The organism is Aliarcobacter vitoriensis (assembly GCF_048320235.1).
GTDB classification, from domain to species: Bacteria; Campylobacterota; Campylobacteria; order Campylobacterales; family Arcobacteraceae; genus Aliarcobacter; species Aliarcobacter vitoriensis.
The window spans coordinates 1729801-1750510 of sequence record NZ_CP182882.1 but is presented as its reverse complement, the minus strand read 5'-3'; the positions used below and the strand labels follow the sequence as shown (position 1 = coordinate 1750510).

Annotated in this window: 22 protein-coding genes; 16 read left to right on the top strand and 6 right to left on the bottom strand. The window is 29.2% G+C overall.

The window, feature by feature from the left end:
- Positions 1–16 precede the first annotated feature (16 nt).
- The 4 genes from ACNSOS_RS08735 to ACNSOS_RS08720 are packed head-to-tail and all read right to left on the bottom strand — an operon-like array spanning position 17 to position 2243.
- A complete protein-coding gene (locus tag ACNSOS_RS08735) occupies positions 17–712 on the bottom strand; it encodes a methyltransferase domain-containing protein (RefSeq protein WP_418184987.1) in 696 nt (231 codons plus the stop codon).
- The gene (gene hisG, locus ACNSOS_RS08730; protein WP_026807313.1) at positions 712–1320 is read right to left on the bottom strand and encodes an ATP phosphoribosyltransferase; all 609 of its coding nucleotides are present in this window, start codon (positions 1318–1320) and stop codon (positions 712–714) included. Before hisG ends, ACNSOS_RS08735 begins: the two co-directional genes overlap by 1 nt.
- Positions 1298–1933, bottom strand: coding sequence for a type III pantothenate kinase (locus tag ACNSOS_RS08725; protein ID WP_418184986.1), 636 nt, complete (start codon positions 1931–1933; stop codon positions 1298–1300). Before ACNSOS_RS08725 ends, hisG begins: the two co-directional genes overlap by 23 nt.
- The gene (locus ACNSOS_RS08720; RefSeq protein ID WP_418184985.1) at positions 1911–2243 is read right to left on the bottom strand and encodes a hypothetical protein; all 333 of its coding nucleotides are present in this window, start codon (positions 2241–2243) and stop codon (positions 1911–1913) included. The genes ACNSOS_RS08725 and ACNSOS_RS08720 overlap by 23 nt, the downstream gene beginning before the upstream one ends.
- Before the next feature lie 68 nt (positions 2244–2311).
- On the opposite strand from ACNSOS_RS08720, the gene ACNSOS_RS08715 reads away from it, so the two are divergent.
- Together ACNSOS_RS08715 and ACNSOS_RS08710 are read left to right on the top strand one after the other, a co-directional pair.
- Complete coding sequence (locus ACNSOS_RS08715; RefSeq protein ID WP_418184984.1) at positions 2312–3094, top strand: threonine/serine ThrE exporter family protein; 783 nt, start codon at positions 2312–2314, stop codon at positions 3092–3094.
- 3 nt (positions 3095–3097) lie between these two features.
- Complete coding sequence (locus tag ACNSOS_RS08710; protein WP_418184983.1) at positions 3098–3565, top strand: threonine/serine exporter family protein; 468 nt, start codon at positions 3098–3100, stop codon at positions 3563–3565.
- Here ACNSOS_RS08710 and ACNSOS_RS08705 read toward each other — a convergent pair.
- Together ACNSOS_RS08705 and ACNSOS_RS08700 are read right to left on the bottom strand one after the other, a co-directional pair.
- On the bottom strand, positions 3545–3988 hold the full coding sequence (locus tag ACNSOS_RS08705; protein ID WP_418184982.1) for a GNAT family N-acetyltransferase: 444 nt from the start codon (positions 3986–3988) through the stop codon (positions 3545–3547). The two genes, ACNSOS_RS08710 and ACNSOS_RS08705, sit on opposite strands and share 21 nt — an antisense overlap.
- 12 nt (positions 3989–4000) lie before the next feature.
- Positions 4001–5812 (bottom strand): menaquinone biosynthesis decarboxylase, encoded by a 1812-nt coding sequence (locus ACNSOS_RS08700; protein ID WP_418184981.1) that lies wholly within the window; start codon positions 5810–5812, stop codon positions 4001–4003.
- A 298-nt stretch (positions 5813–6110) separates the two neighbouring features.
- Here ACNSOS_RS08700 and ACNSOS_RS08695 point away from each other — a divergent pair, with 298 nt between their 5' ends.
- Genes ACNSOS_RS08695 through ACNSOS_RS08630 form a run of 14 tightly spaced genes read left to right on the top strand, consistent with a single transcriptional unit; the run spans position 6111 to position 20607 of the window.
- The gene (locus ACNSOS_RS08695; RefSeq protein ID WP_113894279.1) at positions 6111–6473 is read left to right on the top strand and encodes an NADH-quinone oxidoreductase subunit A; all 363 of its coding nucleotides are present in this window, start codon (positions 6111–6113) and stop codon (positions 6471–6473) included.
- Positions 6464–6979, top strand: coding sequence for an NADH-quinone oxidoreductase subunit B (locus ACNSOS_RS08690; RefSeq protein ID WP_113894278.1), 516 nt, complete (start codon positions 6464–6466; stop codon positions 6977–6979). The genes ACNSOS_RS08695 and ACNSOS_RS08690 overlap by 10 nt, the downstream gene beginning before the upstream one ends.
- Positions 6972–8606 carry an NADH-quinone oxidoreductase subunit D gene (locus ACNSOS_RS08685; protein ID WP_418184980.1) on the top strand — a complete coding sequence of 545 codons (1635 nt, stop codon included), beginning with the start codon at positions 6972–6974 and terminating at the stop codon, positions 8604–8606. The genes ACNSOS_RS08690 and ACNSOS_RS08685 overlap by 8 nt, the downstream gene beginning before the upstream one ends.
- On the top strand, positions 8606–9091 hold the full coding sequence (gene nuoE, locus ACNSOS_RS08680) for a complex I 24 kDa subunit family protein (RefSeq protein ID WP_113894276.1): 486 nt from the start codon (positions 8606–8608) through the stop codon (positions 9089–9091). Before ACNSOS_RS08685 ends, nuoE begins: the two co-directional genes overlap by 1 nt.
- Entirely contained in the window at positions 9081–10331 is a 1251-nt protein-coding gene (gene nuoF / locus ACNSOS_RS08675) for an NADH-quinone oxidoreductase subunit NuoF (protein WP_418184979.1), read from the top strand. The genes nuoE and nuoF overlap by 11 nt, the downstream gene beginning before the upstream one ends.
- Before the next feature lie 20 nt (positions 10332–10351).
- Positions 10352–11638 carry a citrate synthase gene (locus ACNSOS_RS08670; protein WP_113894274.1) on the top strand — a complete coding sequence of 429 codons (1287 nt, stop codon included), beginning with the start codon at positions 10352–10354 and terminating at the stop codon, positions 11636–11638.
- Positions 11639–11673: 35 nt separating this feature from the next.
- Positions 11674–13110 carry a 2Fe-2S iron-sulfur cluster-binding protein gene (locus ACNSOS_RS08665; RefSeq protein ID WP_113894273.1) on the top strand — a complete coding sequence of 479 codons (1437 nt, stop codon included), beginning with the start codon at positions 11674–11676 and terminating at the stop codon, positions 13108–13110.
- Positions 13107–14381, top strand: coding sequence for a complex I subunit 1/NuoH family protein (locus ACNSOS_RS08660; protein WP_113894272.1), 1275 nt, complete (start codon positions 13107–13109; stop codon positions 14379–14381). The genes ACNSOS_RS08665 and ACNSOS_RS08660 overlap by 4 nt, the downstream gene beginning before the upstream one ends.
- A gap of 1 nt (position 14382) precedes the next feature.
- Positions 14383–14883, top strand: coding sequence for a NuoI/complex I 23 kDa subunit family protein (locus ACNSOS_RS08655; protein ID WP_113894271.1), 501 nt, complete (start codon positions 14383–14385; stop codon positions 14881–14883).
- Positions 14883–15404, top strand: coding sequence for an NADH-quinone oxidoreductase subunit J (locus tag ACNSOS_RS08650; RefSeq protein ID WP_418184978.1), 522 nt, complete (start codon positions 14883–14885; stop codon positions 15402–15404). The genes ACNSOS_RS08655 and ACNSOS_RS08650 overlap by 1 nt, the downstream gene beginning before the upstream one ends.
- A gap of 2 nt (positions 15405–15406) precedes the next feature.
- Positions 15407–15721 carry an NADH-quinone oxidoreductase subunit NuoK gene (nuoK, locus tag ACNSOS_RS08645; RefSeq protein ID WP_113894269.1) on the top strand — a complete coding sequence of 105 codons (315 nt, stop codon included), beginning with the start codon at positions 15407–15409 and terminating at the stop codon, positions 15719–15721.
- On the top strand, positions 15718–17604 hold the full coding sequence (nuoL, locus tag ACNSOS_RS08640; protein ID WP_418184977.1) for an NADH-quinone oxidoreductase subunit L: 1887 nt from the start codon (positions 15718–15720) through the stop codon (positions 17602–17604). The genes nuoK and nuoL overlap by 4 nt, the downstream gene beginning before the upstream one ends.
- A 1-nt stretch (position 17605) precedes the next feature.
- On the top strand, positions 17606–19093 hold the full coding sequence (locus ACNSOS_RS08635; RefSeq protein WP_113894267.1) for a complex I subunit 4 family protein: 1488 nt from the start codon (positions 17606–17608) through the stop codon (positions 19091–19093).
- On the top strand, positions 19090–20607 hold the full coding sequence (locus tag ACNSOS_RS08630; protein ID WP_418184976.1) for an NADH-quinone oxidoreductase subunit N: 1518 nt from the start codon (positions 19090–19092) through the stop codon (positions 20605–20607). Before ACNSOS_RS08635 ends, ACNSOS_RS08630 begins: the two co-directional genes overlap by 4 nt.
- Positions 20608–20710: the final 103 nt, after the last annotated feature.

Here is a 20710-nt window from a genome sequence, read left to right as displayed (position 1 = left end):
CACATAGTTTAAAGTATTATTTTATTTTTTTACAAATAAATATTAATTTATCTGCTTCTTCATTTGTATGTAAAAAAAACTCTTTTATTTCAATAATTTCAAAATTTATATTTATGAGTTTTTCGATATCTTCTTTTGTATGGTACTCTTGTATTATACTATCTTGCTCTTTTATGAATTTTCCACTTTCATCTTTTTCAAAAAGTGTAATATCTGTTTGAAGTTTATTATCTTCAAAATTTGCATCTATTGCTATAAAATTATCTTCATTATCTATTGTGATAGTTCCTTGTGCAACATCATCAAATCCAAAATATGTATTTACATCAAAAATAAAATACCCATTTGGATTTAAAATATCACTAACATTTTTTATAAAAGTTTCTATTTCACTTTTTGGAATATAGTTTAGTACATCAAAAATAGCAGTTGCACAATCAAATTTATCTTTAACTTCACATAAAGGCATAGCTTTTGCATTTAAGTTTTTATCTTCACAAATTTTTATTTGCTCAATACTCAAGTCTATTCCAAAAGCTCTTTTTTTATTGATTTTTAAATTTTCTAAAAAATAACCTTGTCCACAACCAATATCTATAATATTGTCTATATCATTTACAATGATAAATTTTAAAAATTCTTTATGAAGAGTATAAATTTCCTCTTCAAAATCTAAAAATCCTTCTATTTTTGCATATAAATCTAAACCCATTATAAAAACTTCTCTAATTTATCTTTTAAGTCAAATATCAAATCTTTTTTTGCATAAAATGAGTTTTTATTTGCTATTAAATGTGCCGTTGTTTCCATAATAGTTGGACCCACTTCAAGACCATTTTGTTTCATAGTTTCGCCAGTTTCAACAATATCAACTATACAGTCACAAAGACCAACTAAGGGAGCAAGTTCTATAGAACCATAAAGCTTTATAATCTCAACTGCCATAGCCTTTTGCTCAAAATATTTTTTAGCTATTTTCTCGTGTTTTGTAGCAATTGTTATTTTACTTTTATCAAAATTTAATTTCTCACCTGCTCTTAAACCAAAAGCAACTTTACAACGACCAAGTTTTAAATCCAAAAGTTTTATCAAGTCATACTCTTTTTCTTCTAAAACATCAAGACCAACAACACCCAAATCAGCGGCTCCATGCATAACATAAGTTGGAACATCTTGATTTCTTACATTTAAAAATTTAAATCCAGCTTTTTCCATAATAAGTTTTCTATCTTCAAAAATAAACTTCTCTCCAAAGGCTTTTTCAAATCTATCAAGAGTCTCATCAGCAATTCTTCCCTTAGGCAATGCAATCGTTAGCATCTATTATCCTTTTCATATTTTCAAATATTAAATCTTTTTTATATTGGCTATTTTCAAAATATTTACTCAAAAACTCTCCATCTCCACCAGTAAAAATTATATTTTTATTTAAACTTACTTCTTTGATAGGTAAAATGATAGATTTCATTAAAGCATACAAAATAGCATCTTTTGTTTGGAGCGGTATTTTATCTAAATTAATATTTTTTTCAAAATCAACCTTGAGTTTTTTTGATATTTTTTCATAAGCATATAAAAAACTATGAACTCCTAAAAGTATAAATCCACCTTTATGAGTTGAATTTTCCATAATATCAACTGTTATTGCACTTCCTGCATCTACTATTATGGTATTTTCTTGATACAAACTTGCAAATATCCTATCTATTCCCATTCCTTTGTAATCTGTTTTAAAACTTACAAATTTAGATAAATCTTTCGATTTTGGATTTTTCTTGAGTAGCTTTTTTGTGGCTTTTTCATTTACACTTATATAAAAAATATTTTCTTTAAATTTTGGTATTTTTTCATCTAAAAAATATTTTTTATCTTTTCCATCTATCAAAAAATGAAAAGTTGTATTTCCAATATCACATAAAATCAACTCTAACACTCCAACCAAACTCTTTTAAATACTCTTTTGCTTTAGAGCAAAGTGGGCTACTTATAAGTAACTCTTTTACTTTAAAATTATGTCCAATAAAACTTGATAAACTTTGACAAAGTTCCATCAAATCATCGGCATTTCTTCGTATAAATTTACTTTTACTATCAACTACAAATATTGCATAAAATTTCAAATCTATTGTAGTTCCGACAAAAATTTGTATCTTTTTTCTACTATCTAACTCTTTTGGTAAAACTTCTTTAAAATCTTTAAATAAAATATTTTTCTTTGCAAAAAATTGAGTTATATCTTTCATTTTTATCCTTAAAACCTTTATTATAACAAAATTTGTATAATTTCATAAATTTAAAATAAAAGAAAAAAATGGAAAACATTTCTCACAAAGAACAATCAACAATAACAAGAGGTATCATAAAAGCAGCAGTTTTAATGAGCGAATATGGAGCTGAAAGCATTTTAATAGAACAAACAGCTCAAAGGCTTGGAAAAGTTCTAGGTGCTTCAAGTGTTGAAATATCTTTAATTCCATCTGCAATAGTTTTAACTACACTTTATCATGGACAATCTGTAACAACAACAAGAAGAGTTCATCATAAACCAATAAATATGAATATAGTTTGTCAAATACAAAATATAGTTTTAAAAATGGAAAAAAAAGAGAGAGAAGTAAACTATGATATAAGTTATTTATATACTATTTTAAAACAACTCGAACCAAATTACTACAACAGATGGCTAGTTATTTTTATGGTAGGAATTGCTTGTGCTAGTTTTGCTTATTTACAAGGTGGGGATTTAAAAGCAGTTGGAATAACATTTATAGCTTCAAGTATTGCTATGTTTACAAGACAAGAGCTAGCAAAAAGAAGATTTGTGATGATTATTAGCTTTGGAATAACAGCTTTTGTAGCTACTGTAATTGCTGGATTATCAAAAATATATGGCCTTAGTGAAACTCCAAATATTGCCCTTGCTGCTAGTGTTTTACTACTTGCCCCTGGATTTGCTTTTGTGAACTCAATACTAGATTCATTCAAAGGTTATATGATGATGGGATGGGGAAGATGGATGGATGGGATGATTCTTACTCTTGCTACTTCTGTGGGAATTATATTAGCAATAGCAATTTTGGGATTAAAAGGATAATTTATGGAACTTATTTCAAAACTTATAATTGAAGCAATATTTGCTGCTTTTGCATCTGTTGGGTTTGCTATGGTTTTTAATGTTCCAAAACATACATTAAAATATTGTGCATTGGGAGGAGCGATAGTTTATGATTTTAGAACTATTTTTTTAGCTTTGGATTTTGGTATAGAAATTTCAACTTTCTTAGCTTCAGCAATCATAGGTATTATCGCTCTTTATTGGTCAAGAAAATATAAAATCCCAAGACCTGTTTATACTGTTGCTTCTATAATTCCTATATTACCTGGGACTTTTGCTTTTAGTGCAATGATAAATCTAATAGACATAAATAGATTTGGTGCAAGTATTGAACTTATAGAGCTATTTGTTCATAATGGCTTAAAAGCAATAGCTATTTTAATAGCGATAACTTTTGGTTTAGTTCTTCCATCTTTATATTTTTTAAGATTAAATCGCCCTGTGATTTAATCTTAGATGTAAAAGAGGAAATGGTTTGCCAAAACCATCAGTTTCACTTCTATTTACAAACTCAAACCCCATATATTTATAAAAATTTACTGCATTTGTATTTTGTTCATTTACATCAACTTCATTAATATCATGATTTTTTATAACATATTGCAAAAGTTTTTTACCAATACCATTTTTAAAATATTTAGATTTTATAAAAAGCATTTCAACTTTATTTTCATCAATTCCAATAAAACCTAAAATATTTCCTAATTCATCTTTATAAACATATACTTGAACAGCATATAGATATTCATTTAAAATTTTAGGTCTAAAAAAATTGATGTCAGATTCATTTAAAAAATTGTGCGTTGCTCTTACTGAATCTTCCCAGATTTCAGTAAGATTTTTATATTCATTTTCTTCTGCTTTAACAATCAAATTTTTCTCCTATTACAAATAAAATTTTTTTATAAATTCATCATCTATATCAATAATTTTTCTTTCTCTTAAACTATCAATTACACTTTTTGTACAATCCACATCATCTGGCCAACGTCTAGTAAATCCATCAAGTGAATTTTTATTTGTTCCATCAAGACAAAGAGTATTTCCATCAATCCACAAATCTCTATTTGAATCAATATTATTTACAACCCTCCAAATTAGCATATAAGTATTTTCCAAATCATTTGATTTATTATCAACAATCACTAAAATTTTTATATGAGAAAATAGAGGTTTTAGCTCTTCAAAAAGGTATTTTTGACTTCTAGTTTTATCTACACTTATTACACAAATTGGGTTTTTTGTGTTTGTGTAATATTGCTTTAAACCTTTTATATCATTTGAAATATTTTGCATTTTTTCTAGTAAATCACTATCTTTTAAAAGAGTAATTCCAAGTTCATCTATCTCATTTCCAGTACAATCAAGACCCAATTTTCCTCCAACTGCAAATTTTGGGCTAGAATGGTCAAGATGATCAACAACACCTTTTGAAACCAAAATATCTTCAATATTGATTCTATTTAAAATGTATTTTGTTATTTCATCATGATTTGTAAGCTCTGGTGCATCAGAGTTTACAAAAATAGCATGTTTAACAAAACTCATCTGTCCTACTCCCCAAAATGCATGCATCATCTGACTTGCGTGTCCAGGATAAAAACTATTTATTTTTGCAATTATTAGATTGTGAAATACTCCATTTTCGGGCATATAATAATCTACTAAATCAGGTGCTGTTGTTTTTAACAGTGGTAAAAAAATTCTTTCCGTTGCAAACCCCATATATTTATCTTCAAGTGGTGGTTTTCCTACAACTGTTGCTAAAAATGTAGGGTTTTTCTTGCTTGTAATAGCACTTATTTCCATAAAAGGAAACTCTTCTTCAAGTGTATAATATCCAGTATGATCTCCAAAAGGTCCTTCAATTCTTAATTTACTTGTATCAACAAAACCTTCTATTATAAAATCATTATCAGCAGGTACATAAATATCATTTGTTATAGATTTTACAAGTTTTGCAGGACTATTTTTTACAAAACCATAAAGCATAAGTTCAAAAACTCCAATTGGAAGTGGAGCTTGTCCGCACCAAATATACATAGGATCTCCACCAATTCCTATTGATACTGGCATTTTTTTACCAGCTTTTTTATATTCATGGAAAAAATGGTTGCTATCTTTATGAATTTGCCAATGCATACCTAAAGTATTATCATCATAAACTTGAAGTCTATACATTCCAAGATTTTTCAACTCTCCATTTAAAGAAGTTGTATAAACTTGCCCCATTGTAATAAATGGCCCACCATCTTGCTCCCAAGTTGTAATAATAGGTAAATCAGTAAGTTTTGCATCTTCTCCAAGCTTTATCACTTCTTGACACTCACCTTTTGTTTTCAATTTTTTTGGAATTGTATTTTTAAGTGAAAATAACTTTGTGAAAGTTGATATCTTCTCACTAAAAGTAACAGGTGGCTTTAATTTGAGTAAAGATTCTATCTCTTTTCCTATTTTATCGCCATCACCTATAAAGAGTTTTACTGCTTCTTCATTACAAAAAACATTCATCAAAACAGGAATATCAAATTTTTTACCAGTTTTCTTATCTACTGGTTTTGTGAATAAAATTGCTTTTGAATCCTCTCTTTTTACTTCTATATAAGCAATATGTGGGATTTCTAAATAAATATCTAGTTCTTCATCTATAACTTTTAAAAGATTGTGTTGTTTTAATAATTCTATAGCTTTTTTCATATTCTTCCCTAAAATTAATTTAAATATAGTACTTTCACTTTATCATTTTATTTATTAAAATAATCTAATTGTATTTTTATATGTGTTTCTTTTAGTAGCATAAATTCTATATGTTAGAAATTATAAACTTTATTAAATGTAGCATAAAATATAAAATAATAAATTTTTAAAAGTAAGTATTACATTTTTTCACACTCTAATTTATAAAAAGAGATAAAAAAGTTAATTTAAATTGTTTAGTTTGATAAATTTGTGTACAATCAGGGTTGATTAAAATTTTTTAGAATTAGGAAAAAAGATGTCAGCTGAACTAATCTTAGCATCTGCAATTTTTGTTGCTATTGGCTTAATTCTTGCAGGTGTATTTGTACTTACAAGATTTATTGGTCCGAGAAATGAAAATTCACAGCTAAAAAACAATGTTTATGAAAGTGGTATTACGAACCCTATTGGAACAACAAACATAAGATTTTCTGTAAAGTTCTATCTAGTTGCAATCTCATTTTTACTATTTGACGTAGAGGTAATTTTTATGTTCCCTTGGGCTGTAAATGTAGTAGAATTAGGAGTTGCAGGTCTATATAAAATGTTCATCTTTATGGGATTACTATTTATTGGGTTAATCTATATTTATAAGAAAAAGGCTTTATCATGGGATTAGGAGTTGAATCAAACTTAGGTGATTCTATTATCACTACAAAACTCGATGCCGCAGTTAATTGGGGAAGATCTTTCTCTCTTTGGCCAATGGCTTTTGGAACAGCCTGTTGTGGTATCGAATTTATGGCAGTAGCTGCTGCTAAATATGATGTTTCAAGATTTGGAGCAGAAGTTGTAAGATTCTCACCAAGACAAGCAGATTTGTTGATAGTTGCTGGAACTATTTCATACAAACAAGCACCGATTTTGAAAAAAATTTATGAACAAATGTGTGAACCTAAATGGGTTATATCTATGGGTGCATGTGCCTGTAGTGGAGGTTTTTATGACAATTATGCAACAGTTCAAGGTATAGATGAAATTATTCCTGTTGATGAATATGTAGCTGGTTGTCCTCCAAGACCTGAAGCTGTTCTTGATGCAATCATGAGAATTCAAGAAAAAGCAAAAAATGAATCAATTCTAAAAGATAGAGTAAAAGAGTACAAAGGATTTTTAGATGTTTAAGTGTGATTTACTAATTAACTCAAAAGATTTAAGAACTACTCTTTTAAAACTAAAAAATGAAGAAAACTTTGAAATTTTACTAGACATTACAGCTATTGATTATTTAAAATTTCCAGATGTAACACCTTCAAGATTTGCAGTTGTTTATGTATTAAGAACTTCAAATTTTAAAAAAGAGACAACAGTTAAAACTTTTGTAGATAATGAAACTTTAGAAATTGACTCTATTTTTGATATTTATGGTTCTGCAAATTGGGCTGAAAGAGAAGCATATGACCAATATGGTATAAAATTCAAAGGTCATCCAAATTTAAAACGAGTTTTAAATCACCACCAATTTACAGGACATCCTTTAAGAAAAGATTATCAAATCACAAAAGGACAAATTTGTACTGAAACTGAAGATTTGATGGATGAAATGGTACCTTTACTTAAATCTAAAGGTTACAATGATACAGAAATAGATGATTTAATGCTTTTAAATGTTGGTCCTTCTCACCCAGCAAGTCATGGAACAATAAGAAACTTTGTTGCTATGGAAGGCGAAACTATAACAGCTTGTGTAACTGAAATTGGATATTTACATAGGGGGTTCGAAAAAGCCTGTGAAAATCACACATATTCACAAGTTATCCCTTATACAGATAGATTAAATTATTGTAGTGCTATATTAAACAATATTGGTTGGGCAAAAGCTATCGAAGATATGCTAAAAATAGACATAACACCAAGAGCAAAAATGATAAGAGTTGTAATTGGAGAATTAAGTAGAATTATTGACCACATAGTTTGTAATGCTGCGAACATGGTAGATTTAGGTGGACTTACAAGTTTATGGTACTTATTCTCTGCAAGAGATCAGGCTTATGATTTATTATCAAAATTAACAGGTGCTAGACTTACAAATACTTACACAAGAATTGGTGGTTTAGAATTTGATTTATATAATGGATTTGATACTGATTTAGAAGCTGTTTTAAAAACAACAGAAAGTGCCATAGATGATGTTCTATCTTTAATAGCTCATAATAGAATTTACCAAGACAGAACTCAAGATGTAGGAGTTATAAAACCTGATTTCGCTATACAATATGGTATTTCTGGACCAAACTTAAGAGCTGCTGGAGTAGCTCATGATTTAAGAAAAGACAAACCATATTATGGATACGAAAACTTTGATTTTGATGTAGTTATTGGAAGTCATGGAGATGTTTACGATAGAATGATGTGTAGATTCGAAGAGATGATTCAATCTATTAGAATAATTAGACAAGCTATGAAAAATATGCCTGACGGTGCTATAAATGTATATGCACCAAATGCTGTATTACCATTAAAAAGAGATGTTTATGGAAATATTGAAGGGCTTATGAATCAATTTAAGCTAACTTTTGAAGGGATTCATGTTCCAAAAGGAGAATATTACAGTTCAACTGAAGCTACAAATGGTGAATTAGGGTTCTTTATCGTAAGTGATGGAAGTGGTAGACCATACAAAGTAAAATGCCGTCCACCTTGTTTTTACTCACTTGCAGCTTATTCAAAAATTGTTGAAGGTACAATGCTTGCAGATGCTGTTATTACAATGGCTAGTTTGAATTTTATTGCTGGGGAGTTTGATAGATAATGAGTAATTTTAGTTATACACCAGAAAATGAAGCAAAATTTCAAGAGTATGTATCAAGATATCCAAAATTAGACTCTTGTATGTTACCTGCACTTTGGATAGTTCAAGAACAAGAAGGTTGGGTAAGTCCAGAAGCTATGGTTTATGTAGCGTCAAAAGTTGAAAAAAGTCCAATGCAAGTTTATGAAGTAGCAACGTTTTATACAATGTTTAATCTAAAACCTATTGGTAAATATCATATAGAGTTATGCAAAACTGTATCATGTATGCTTATGGGAGCAAATGAACTTAAAGCATTTATAAAAGACACTTTAGGTTTAGAACCTGGACAAACTAGTAGCGATGGATTATTTACTTTTAATGAAGTTGAATGTCAAGGTGCTTGTGGAGATGCTCCAATGATAGCTTTGAATAATGTTTATCATGGAAAATTAAATAAAGAAAAATTAGAGAAGATAATTTGGGAGTGCAAAAATGGTAACTAGAATAGTAAGTAAAAATTTTGATATTCCAAATTCTCATAAAATTGAAGTTGCTCTTGCAAATGGAAGATATTCATCAATAGATAAACTTTTCACTATGAAACCAGAGGAAGTTACTGCTGAAGTTACAAAATCTGGGTTAAGAGGAAAAGGTGGTGGTGGAGCAGCCTGTGGACCAAAATGGGAACTTATGCCACCAGTTGACGAGCGTCCACGATATTTAATAGTAAATGGTGACGAAAGTGAGCCAGGAACTTTTAAAGATAGACAAATTTTTCAATATGACCCACATATTTTAATAGAAGGTATTATTTGTACTTGTTGGGCAATTCAAGCAAATCATGCTTATATCTATATTAGAGGAGAGTATAAATTCTTTATTGATAGATTGAATGAAGCTATTCAAGAAGCATATAAAGCTAAAATAATTGGCGATAAAATTATGGATAAATATGATTTTAAAGTTGATATTACGGTTCATAGAGGTGGAGGAGCATATATTTGTGGAGAAAAATCTGCACTAATAGAATCTTTAGAAGGAAAACGTGGACATCCAAGACTTAAACCACATGGGAAAGAGTGTGAATGGTTTTATGGAGATCCAGCAACTGTAAATAATGTTGAAACAATATCTTCTGTTCCAAATATTGTTGAAAATGGAGCTGAAGGTTATACAAAATATGGTACAGAGAAATCTCCTGGAACTATGCTTTTTGCTATTTCTGGACCAGTTAAAAATCCTGGCGTTTATGAAATGGAATATGGTAATAAAATGATTGACTTCCTAAACATTTTAGGTGGTGGAATGATTGAGGGTAAAAAACTAAAAGCTATCATTCCAGGAGGAACATCATGTCCAATATTAACTGCTGATGAAGTTGAACGTGCAGTATTGGACTATGAATCTATGTGGAATATTGGCTCAACTTTAGGTACAGGAGGTATGATTGTAATTGATGAAAGTGCTTCAATGGTTGATGTTGCAAAAAACATTATTGAATTTTATCATCATGAATCTTGCGGACAATGTACACCTTGTAGAGAAGGTTGTGGGTGGATTGATAAAATCTTAAGAGATGTATTAGATGGAAAAGCAACTTCTGATGATTTACAAACAATACTTGATGTATGTGATACTATGAATGGAAAAACGGTTTGTGTTTTCGCACCAGCAGTAAAAGATATCATAGCTAGTATTGTTATAAAGTTTAGAAGTGAATTTGAAGAATATTTTAAAAAATAACCAAAACTAAGGAGAATTAAATGGCAAAAAATACAATGACTTTTACGGACAATAGAAATGGTAAAACTTATGAATATAATATCGTAGATGGTACAAGAGGACCTAGTGTAGTTGATATTTCAAGTTTTTATAAAGATTCAGGAATGTTTACTTATGACCCAGGTTATACTTCAACTGCTTCTTGCGAATCAAAAATCACATTTATTGATGGTGAAAATTCAGAATTAAGATATAGAGGATATGATATAGCTGATCTTGCTGGAAAACACTCTTTCTTAGATGTTGCTCACCTTTTAATGAATGCAAGACTACCAAATGAACAAGAATCAAAAGATTTTGATTTAGAGATAAGACATAGATCTTTTTTAAATGAAGGAATTATTAGATTATTTGATGCTTTACCAGATGGTGCGCACCCAATGGCAACTATGGGAGCTGCGACAATGGCACTTTCAGCATTTTATAAAGATCATTTACATTTGGAAGATGAAGCTGCTTTTAAAATAATGAGAAGAAGAATTTTAGCAAAAATGCCAACAATCGCAGCTATGGCATATAGAAATTCTATCGGTACACCACTAATTTATCCTGATGTAAATAGATATTTCACTGAAAACTTCTTATATATGTTAAGAGCTTATCCAGGTGGAAGAATGAAATATTTAGGTAATGGTAAAAATGATGAAATAACACAAATTGAAGTTGATGCACTTGATGCAATTTTAACTTTACATGCAGACCATGAACAAAATGCTTCTACTACAACTGTAAGAAATGTTGGTTCTACTGAAGCTCACCCATATGTAGCTATTGCTTCTGGAATTTCAGCTTTATGGGGTTCTGCACATGGTGGAGCAAATGAAAAAGTTATGGATCAATTAAAATTAATTGGCGATATTAAAAATGTTCCTTCATATATTGCAAAAGCAAAAGATAAAAATGATCCATTTAGACTTATGGGATTTGGTCATAGAGTTTATAAAAATAGAGACCCAAGAGCTGAAACTTTAAAAGGTTTACAAGACCAATTAAGAGAGAAATTGAATCTTGATTCTAAATTATTAGATATTGCTGCTGCTGTTGAAGAAGCTGCTTTAAGTGATGATTACTTTAAAGAAAGAGGTTTATATCCAAATATTGATTTCTATTCTGGTGTAATTCTAACAGCTCTAAAAATTCCAGTTGAAATGTTTACTCCAATTTTTGTTATTGGAAGAACTCCAGGTTGGTTAGCACAATGGTCTGAATTAAAACAAGATCCAAAACACAAAATTGCAAGACCTAGACAGCTATATACAGGTAATTAATAAATTTAAAAAAAAGGTTAAGGGGATATATATTCATGGCCGAAACAGTTAGTATAACAATTAATGGTATCGAGATGCAAGCTACTAAAGGTAGCTTGTTAATTGATAAATTATTAGATGAAAATATTCATATCCCTCACTTTTGTTATCATCAAGCGTTGGGAAAAGATGGAAATTGTAGGATGTGTATGGTTGAAATTGAGGGACAAAAAAGACCTCAAATTGCCTGTGATACTCCTATAAAAAATGGAATGATTGTAAGAACAAAAGGTGAGAAGATTGAAAAAGTGAGAAAAGACATTCTCGAACTTGAACTTATAAATCATCCTATCGACTGTCCTACATGTGATCAAGCTGGAGAGTGTAAATTACAAGATTACTATATGGAATCTGGTTTTTACTCTTCAAGATTTGCTCTTAGTGATAAGAATAATGCAGAAAAAAGAGTTGATTTAGGTTCTAATGTGATGTTAGACCAAGAGCGATGTGTTCTGTGCTTAAGATGTGTAAGATTCTGTAAAGATATAACAAAAACTGCAGAATTGGGTGTAATAAGTAGAACAGATCACTCTGTAATTGGAACTTTCCCTGGTCGTCCACTTGATAATCCATACGCTATGAATGTTGTTGATTTATGTCCTGTTGGGGCATTGACAAGCAAAGATTTTAGATTTAAACAAAGAGTTTGGTTCTTACAAAGTTTTGAAGCTATTTGTAGTGGTTGCTCAAAAGGGTGTAATATTCATGTAGATCATAGAAAAGAAAAGTATAAAGATGATTTAATTTATAGATTTAGACCAAGAGTAAATAAAGCTGTAAATGGTTGGTTTATATGTGATAAGGGAAGATTGTCTTATCATAATGAGCAAGAGAATAGATTTGAAACAGCACTTATTGAAAAAAGTGAAACAAATATATCAAATGCTATTGCAAATATTTTCAAAGAATTATCTACTTCAAAAGATATTTTAATGCTTTTAAGTCCTAGTTTATCTTATGAAGAGATGATAAACTGTAAAAATTTAAGTGAAAAATTAAATATTAAATTAAGTGGATATTCACCAAATACTTATGATGAAATTCAAAGTGATGATTGGCTAAGACAAAAAGACAAAACAGCAAATCGAGCTTCATTTAAAGAGTTAAATATTGATGAAACAAAAGAGTTTTTTGAAAAATCATTGAATGAGTCAAAAACTGTAATAATAGTTGAGAATAGCTATTTTGAAGAAAATTTAAATCTTTTAGAGAATAAAAAAGTAATTTCACTATTTTCTCATCACTGTTTAACAATTGCTAAATCTAATATTGCATTAGGTGTTGCATCATTTTATGAGAAAAGTGGAACATACATAAATTGTGATGGAATTAGACAAAAAGTAGTTTCACAAATGAATAGAAATAATCCTATGAAAACTATTACTACAATTATAGAGGATATAAAATCTATGATAGAAAAGGGAACTTTATGAGTAGTGTTATTGTAATTATCGTAAATATACTTCTTGCAGTAGTTCTTGCAGTTGGACTTACTCCACTTTGGGTTTGGTGGGAAAGAAGAATTGCTGGATTTATTCAAGATAGAAGTGGACCAAATAGATGTAATATTGGGTTTATTAGATTAGGTGGATTAGTTCAAGCAGTTGCAGATATGTTAAAACTTATATTTAAAGAAGATTTTACTCCTTCTCATGTAAAGCATAAATTTTTCTTTACAGTTGCACCTGTTATAGTATTTTTATGCTCTTTTTTAACTTTTGCAGTAATTCCTTATGCTGATGTTTTAACAATAGATGGAAAAGCTCACACAATGCAAGCTGTTCCTACTGAACTTGGAATTTTATGGTTCTTAGCATTTGCAGGATTAAGTGTTTATGGAATAATTTTAGGTGGTTATGCTTCATCAAATAAATATGGTCTTTTAGGTTCTATTAGAGCTTCAGCACAAGTTATTTCTTATGAAGCAGCTATGGGATTATCTTTAATTTCAATTATTATATCGTATGGAACAATTCATTTAACAGATATGGTAAATGCTCAAGCTGGAACATATTTAGGTGTTATTCCTATGTGGGGAATTTTTATTCAACCAATAGCTGCTATTATTTTTATTGTTTGTTCTTTTGCTGAAACAAATAGAGCACCTTTTGACTTAGCTGAAGGAGAAAGCGAAATTGTTGCAGGATACCATACAGAATATAGTGCGATGAAATTTGGACTTTTCCAAGTTGGTGAATATGCTGCTATGAGTGCTTCAAGTGCTTTAATTGTTACTTTATTCTTTGGTGGTTATCAAATTCCTTGGATGGATACACAGACTATTCAATCAAATATAAATTATGTAATTTTAGCTATTATAATTTTACTTCCTATTAAAATATTTATATTTACAAGATGGATGAAAAAAAATAATAAAGCTGTTGGAAAAGATACAAGTAGAGAGAAAGAAACAAAAGTTCTAACTATTATTTTCTGGTCACTTTGTATAGGAATTATGGCTCTTTTAATATCTTTTTTAGTAACTGGTCTTGGAACAAATGGAGTTAATATTGCAACTGCTGTTATTCAAGTTGGAACATTTATGGTTAAGTTCTTTATGATGGCTTTTGTTTATATGTGGGTTAGATGGACTGTTTTAAGATTTAGATATGATCAACTTCAAATGCTAGGTTGGAAGGTTCTTATTCCATTGGCTCTTTTAAATATAGTTGTAACAGCAATAATTGTTGTGATAGGAAATTAATATGGCAATAAAAGTAGTACCAAGATACGGAAATTCACTAAAAGATAAATTATACTTACCTGGGATTGCAGGTGGTATGAAAACAACTTTTAAACACTTTTTTAAGAATTTAAAAGATGTTGGAGGAGTAAATACTCTTCAATATCCTGAAGTTCAACCAACAGATATAACTCCAAGATATAGAGGTGTTCATAGACTTACAAAACATGATGATGGAACTGAAAAGTGTGTTGCATGTTTTATGTGTGCAACAGCTTGTCCAGCAGAGTGTATATTTATTGAAGCTGAAGAGAGATTTGATGGTGTTGATGAAAAACGACCAAAAGAGTTTAAAATAGATTTACTAGAATGTGTATTCTGTGGATATTGTGTAGAAGCTTGTCCTTGTGATGCAATACGAATGGATACTGGAATTTTCTCTTTTACATCTTCAAAAAGAGAAGATTTTGTATTAAACAAAAAAGCTTTAATGGCAAATGAAAAATCAAAGGATTTCGAATAATGGCTGATATAATATTTATTGCTTTAGCATTTTTTGCGATAACTGGTGCTATTGCTATGCTTGTATATAAAAGCCCTATGTTTAGTGCATTAGGATTATTAATTACAATGCTTAGTGTCGCTGGTATGTTTGCACTTTTAAATGCAACTTTACTATTTATGGTTCAAATTATTGTTTATGCTGGTGCTATTATGGCTTTGATTTTATTCATTCTAATGTTTTTAAATATCAAAGAAGAAGATTTACCAAGAGAGCCAAGAAAATATCAATTAATAGCTTTTGGAGCAATTTTGATGATCCCTTTAAATGTATTGGTTCTAAAAGCTGTATCAAATCTTCCAACAAAAGATTTGTCACCAATTGAAAGTGATTTTGGAAAGATAAAATCAGTTGGTTTAGAATTATATAATAACTGGATTGTGGCTTTTGAGTTGATATCAATTTTGCTTTTAATTGCACTTGTTGGTTCTGTTGTTCTTGCAAAAAGAAGAAAATCTAAAATAACTTCACAGGAGGATTAAGAATGATAACGCTTACTTCTTATGCAGTTGTAGCTATGATATTATTTTCAATTGGAGTAATTGGAGTAATTGCTAGAAGAAATATCTTTGTAATTTATATGTCAATAGAACTTATGTTAAATGGTATAAATCTATTTTTAGTTACTTTTGCAAGATATCACTTTAATATTGATCCACAAATTATAACAATCATGGTTATATCAATTGCTGCTGCTGAAGCTGCAATATTTTTATCAGTTATAATTTTGCTATTTAGATCAAAAAGATCTTTAGATACAGATCTATTTACATCTCTTTCACAAGGAGAGAATAAATGAGTACAAATTTACTAATTTGGATTATTTTAGCACCACTCTTAGGTGCTATTTTAAATGGTGCATTATATTTTTATAATATAAAAAAGAAAAAAATTTGTGAAAACTATTTTGCAATCATAGGTACTTTAACTCCATTAATGTCTTTTTTGATTACTTTAAGTCTATTTTTAAGAATGATTGAAGAAAAAATAGTATTTAAGCAACACTTATTTACTTGGCTAAATGTTTCAAATCTAAATATTGATATGGCATTTTTAGGAGATAATTTATCTATTTTTATGTCAATGTTTGTAACATTTGTTGGTTGGTTAATTCATATTTATGCTGTTGGTTATATGAAAGGAGATGAAGGATTTGGTAAGTTTTTTGCATACTTCAATCTTTTCTTAGCTTCAATGCTTATTTTAGTTTTAGCAGACAATCCTATCATTTTATTTATTGGTTGGGAAGGTGTTGGAGTTTGTTCATACCTTTTAATTAAATTTTATTATGGACATAAAGAGAATGTTGTTGCTGCAAATAAAGCATTTATAGTAAATAGGGTTGGAGATTTTGGTTTCTTACTTGGAATAGCAACATTATTCTTTGCTTTAGGTCAAGTCGATTTGTCTTTCTCTTCTATTGAAGCTAACTTAGGAAATACAACAAATGGTTGGTTATTACTTGCAGGTTTCTTACTTTTTGTTGGAGCTATGGGGAAATCAGCACAAATTCCACTTTATACTTGGCTTCCAGATGCGATGGCAGGTCCAACTCCAATTTCAGCATTAATTCACGCAGCAACAATGGTTACTGCTGGGGTTTATATGGTAGCAAGATTTCATTTCTTGTATTCAGGAATTGAAGAAATAGGTATATTTATAGCATACATTGGAGCATTTTCAGCACTGTTAGCTGCAATTATTGCAACAAGACAAACTGATATTAAGAAAATTCTTGCTTATTCAACTATGAGTCAATTAGGATATATGTTTATTGCTGTTGGGTTAGGTTTCTATTCAAGTGGCTTATTCCATGTTTTTACTCACGCATTCTTTAAAGCTATGCTGTTTATGGGAGCTGGTGGAATTATATTAGCACTTCACCACGAACAAAATATATTCAAAATTGCCCAACATAGAGCATCTTTACCAATTATTGGATTTACATTTTTAATTGGAGTTATTGCAATTTCAGGAATTCCACCATTTTCTGGATTCTTCTCAAAAGATACAATTTTAGCAGCTGCATTCCAAGAAGGTCAATATTTAATCTATGGTATTGCACTATTTACAGCATTTTTAACAGCATTTTATATGTTTAGATTATATTTTATAGTTTTTGTTGCACCAAATCACCATAGAAAAGATTATGTTTACACATCAAGAACTATAACTATACCTCTTCTGATATTAGCTATTGGAGCAGTTGGTGCAGGTTTTTTAAATTTCCCTGCAATTTTTGGAGGAAGTCATTTAGTTGATTCTTGGCTTGGACAATTACAATCAAAAACGATAACTCTTTCTCATAGTACAGAATACATTTTAATGGCATTATCAGTAATTGTTGCAGCAACTGGTATTTTTGTTGCATATAAAAAATATGCAAATTTTGATGTATCAAAACCAGAATTAGAAACAGGATTCATAGGAAATAAACTCTATGTTGATGAACTTTATGATTTCCTATTCGTAAAATCAACAAAAGCTATCTCGAAATTTATCGATAAAGTTCTTGATGATAAGGTAATTGATGGCTTTATTATGAAATCTTCAACAAATTTTGTTGAAATTGGTAAAAAAGTTGCATTAATTCAGAATGCAAATGTACGATTCTATGCAGCATTTATGCTAGTTGGAATGTCTTGTATATTTGTATATTTATATATTTCATTAGGGTTGTAATATGAGTGCAGATATTCTTTCGTTTATTATATTTTTACCAGCAGTTGTAGCACTTGGTTTACTAATTACTACAAAAGATGTTAATACTATTAGAAATATTGCTTTTTTAACAACAACAGTTATATTAGCATTAGTATTAAAAGTTTACATAGAATTTGAACCAAGTTCAAGTATGCAATTTGTTACAAATGTTGCTTGGATTGAAACATATGGTATAAATTATTATTTAGGACTTGATGGATTTTCTCTTACAATCTTAATGATGATTGCTATATTAATCCCTACTTCATACCTTCTTTTATGGGAAGGAAAAACTAAAGGTTATTGGATAAATATGCTTTTAGTTCAAAGTGGTGTTACTGGAAGTTTACTATCTTTAGATGTTGTACTTTTCTATTTTTTCTGGGAAATTATGCTTCTACCAGTATTCTTACTTATTGGACAATATGGATTTGGAAATAAAGTATTTACAACTATTAAAGTAACTGTTTATACAATGGCTGGTTCACTTCTTATGCTTGTAGCAATACTTTATTTAGGTGTTGCTTATCATAATGAATTTGGAGTTTGGTCTTTTGCTTATGATAAATTAATGACTATTTCAAATATTGGTTATTCTGAAAAAGTATGGTTATTCTTAGCATTTTTAGCAGCATTTGCAATCAAAATTCCACTATTTCCACTTCATACATGGATTATGGAAACATATAAAAATGCTCCAACAGGTGCTGTATTTATACTTTCTTCAATTATGGCAAAACTAGGTATTTATGCTGTTGTTAGATTTTTAATACCACTATTTCCAGAAGTTTATGTAGATTTTGCAACTTGGTTTGTGATAATTGGTCTATTTGGACTTGTTTATTTTGGAATTGCAGCACTTATGCAAGATGATATTAAAAGAATGTTTGCTTATTCTTCAGCTTCACACCTTAGCTTTATAGCAGCTGGTATTTTTTCATTAAATTCTTATGGTATAAATGGAGCATTATATTTAATAATTGCTCACGCAATAGCAACTGGAGCACTATTCTTACTTGTAGGATTAATGCAAGAACAAACAGGTTTTAAAACTATAAAAGATTTGGGTGGAATTGCTAAAAAAGCACCTATTTTTACATTTATTTTTGCAATTATGTTATTTGCAAATGTTGGATTACCAGGAACTAATGGTTTCGTATCTGAACTTTTAATTATTTTTGGAGTATTTAATTTCAATATTTATTTAGGAATTATTGCCGCATTATCTGTAATTATTGGAGCTTCTTATATGCTTTGGATGTTTCAAAGAGCAATTTTACAAGATAGACCTGAAGGCTCAACAGAACTTAAAATGAGAGATTTAAAAATCAAAGAGATTGTGGGACTTATTCCTTGGGTAATTTTAGTATTTGTTATGGGATTTTATCCAGAAGTATTCATAGATAAATTTGAACCAACAGTAACACATTATTTACAAGACATTCTACATATTGGAGCAACAAGATGAGTCAATTTATATACCTAATACCAACTTTGTTGGTTTTAGTAGGAGCTATTACTCTACTATTTATGAGTATGTATGAAAAAGTTAGTGTAAAAAGTCATATTGTTGTATCTTCAATCTTTTTAGTTTTGGCTTTAATTTTTGCATTATTAAATGTAAATACTCTATATTCAGTTCAACCTTATGAAAGTTTTTTAACTAATGTTTTAACATTTGATACTTTTTCAAATTTCTTTAATATATTGCTTATTTTAGGAACTCTTTTAACTCTTTTAATTGGAGAACACTATTTACAACACAGAAGTTATTTTAAAGGTGAGTTCTTCTCAATTTTATTATTTGCTTTATTTGGAATGATGATTTTGGCACAAGCAAATGAACTAATAACAGCATTTATTGCTTTAGAAATTGCTTCTTTTAGTGTTTATATTATGGTTGGTTACAATAGTGATGATTCAAAAAGAGTTGAAGCTATTTTTAAATATTTAGTTTTAGGTTCATTTATTGGAGCATTTTATCTACTTGGAATGGTTTTAATTTATGGTGCAACAGCAAGTACAAATTTAGCTGATATTTATACTTATATTTCAAATGGTTCAAATGATTTAACACTTATTTACATAGGCTTAACTCTAGTATTCTTTGTATTTTTATTTAAAATTGCTGCATTTCCATTTCAATCTTGGGTACTTGATATTTACAGAGGTGCTCCGATGGTTATTACAGCATATATGGCATCTACATTTAAGATCGCTATATTCTCCTTCTTCTTAAGAGTTATATTAGAGTATGCTGCACCAATTATTGATTTCTGGGATGGAATTTTACAAATTGTAATTATACTAACTTTAATTTTTGGAACATGGCTTGCTATTACTCAACAAATTGTAAAAAGAATGTTAGCTGCATCTTCAATAGTTCATACAGGATATTTACTTTTAGCATTTATTGCTTTAACGTATCAAGGGGGAGCTATACTAAATATTGAAGCTGCATACTCTATAATGTTCTATTTAATAGCATATTTAGTATCAGCTTTAGGAGCATTTGGATTAGCTTCACATATTATCTCTGAAACAAATGTAAAAGTTACGTTTGATGACTTTAAAGGTTTAGCAAAACAAAGACCATTTTTGGCTGCTATGATGACAATTTTTATGCTTTCTTTAGCTGGAATTCCAGGAACTATTGGATTTATAGGAAAAGTTTATGTATTTACAGAAACTATTAAAGCTGGTTATACAGCTTTATCTGTTTTAGCTATTTTAGCTACTATAATTTCAGTTTATTACTATTTAAGACTTATTGCTGTTATGTATTTCTATCCACCACAAGATGGTTGTAAAGATGAAGATTTTGATGATAAAAGAGTATCAACGTATGCAATACTTTTTGTAGCAATCTTAACAGTAATTGGAGGAATAGGTTCTGCTATTGTATTCTTTATTCCAGTATTAAATATTGATACATTAATAAATTTTGCTCAATTAGCTGTTAAATCTCTATTTATAAACTAAAGTGTTAAATATAGTAACACAATAAAATTATGTTTAATCTAGCCCCTTAAATGAAGAGGGGCTAAGTGTAACTTTTCTACAATATTTCAACTATAAAATCAAA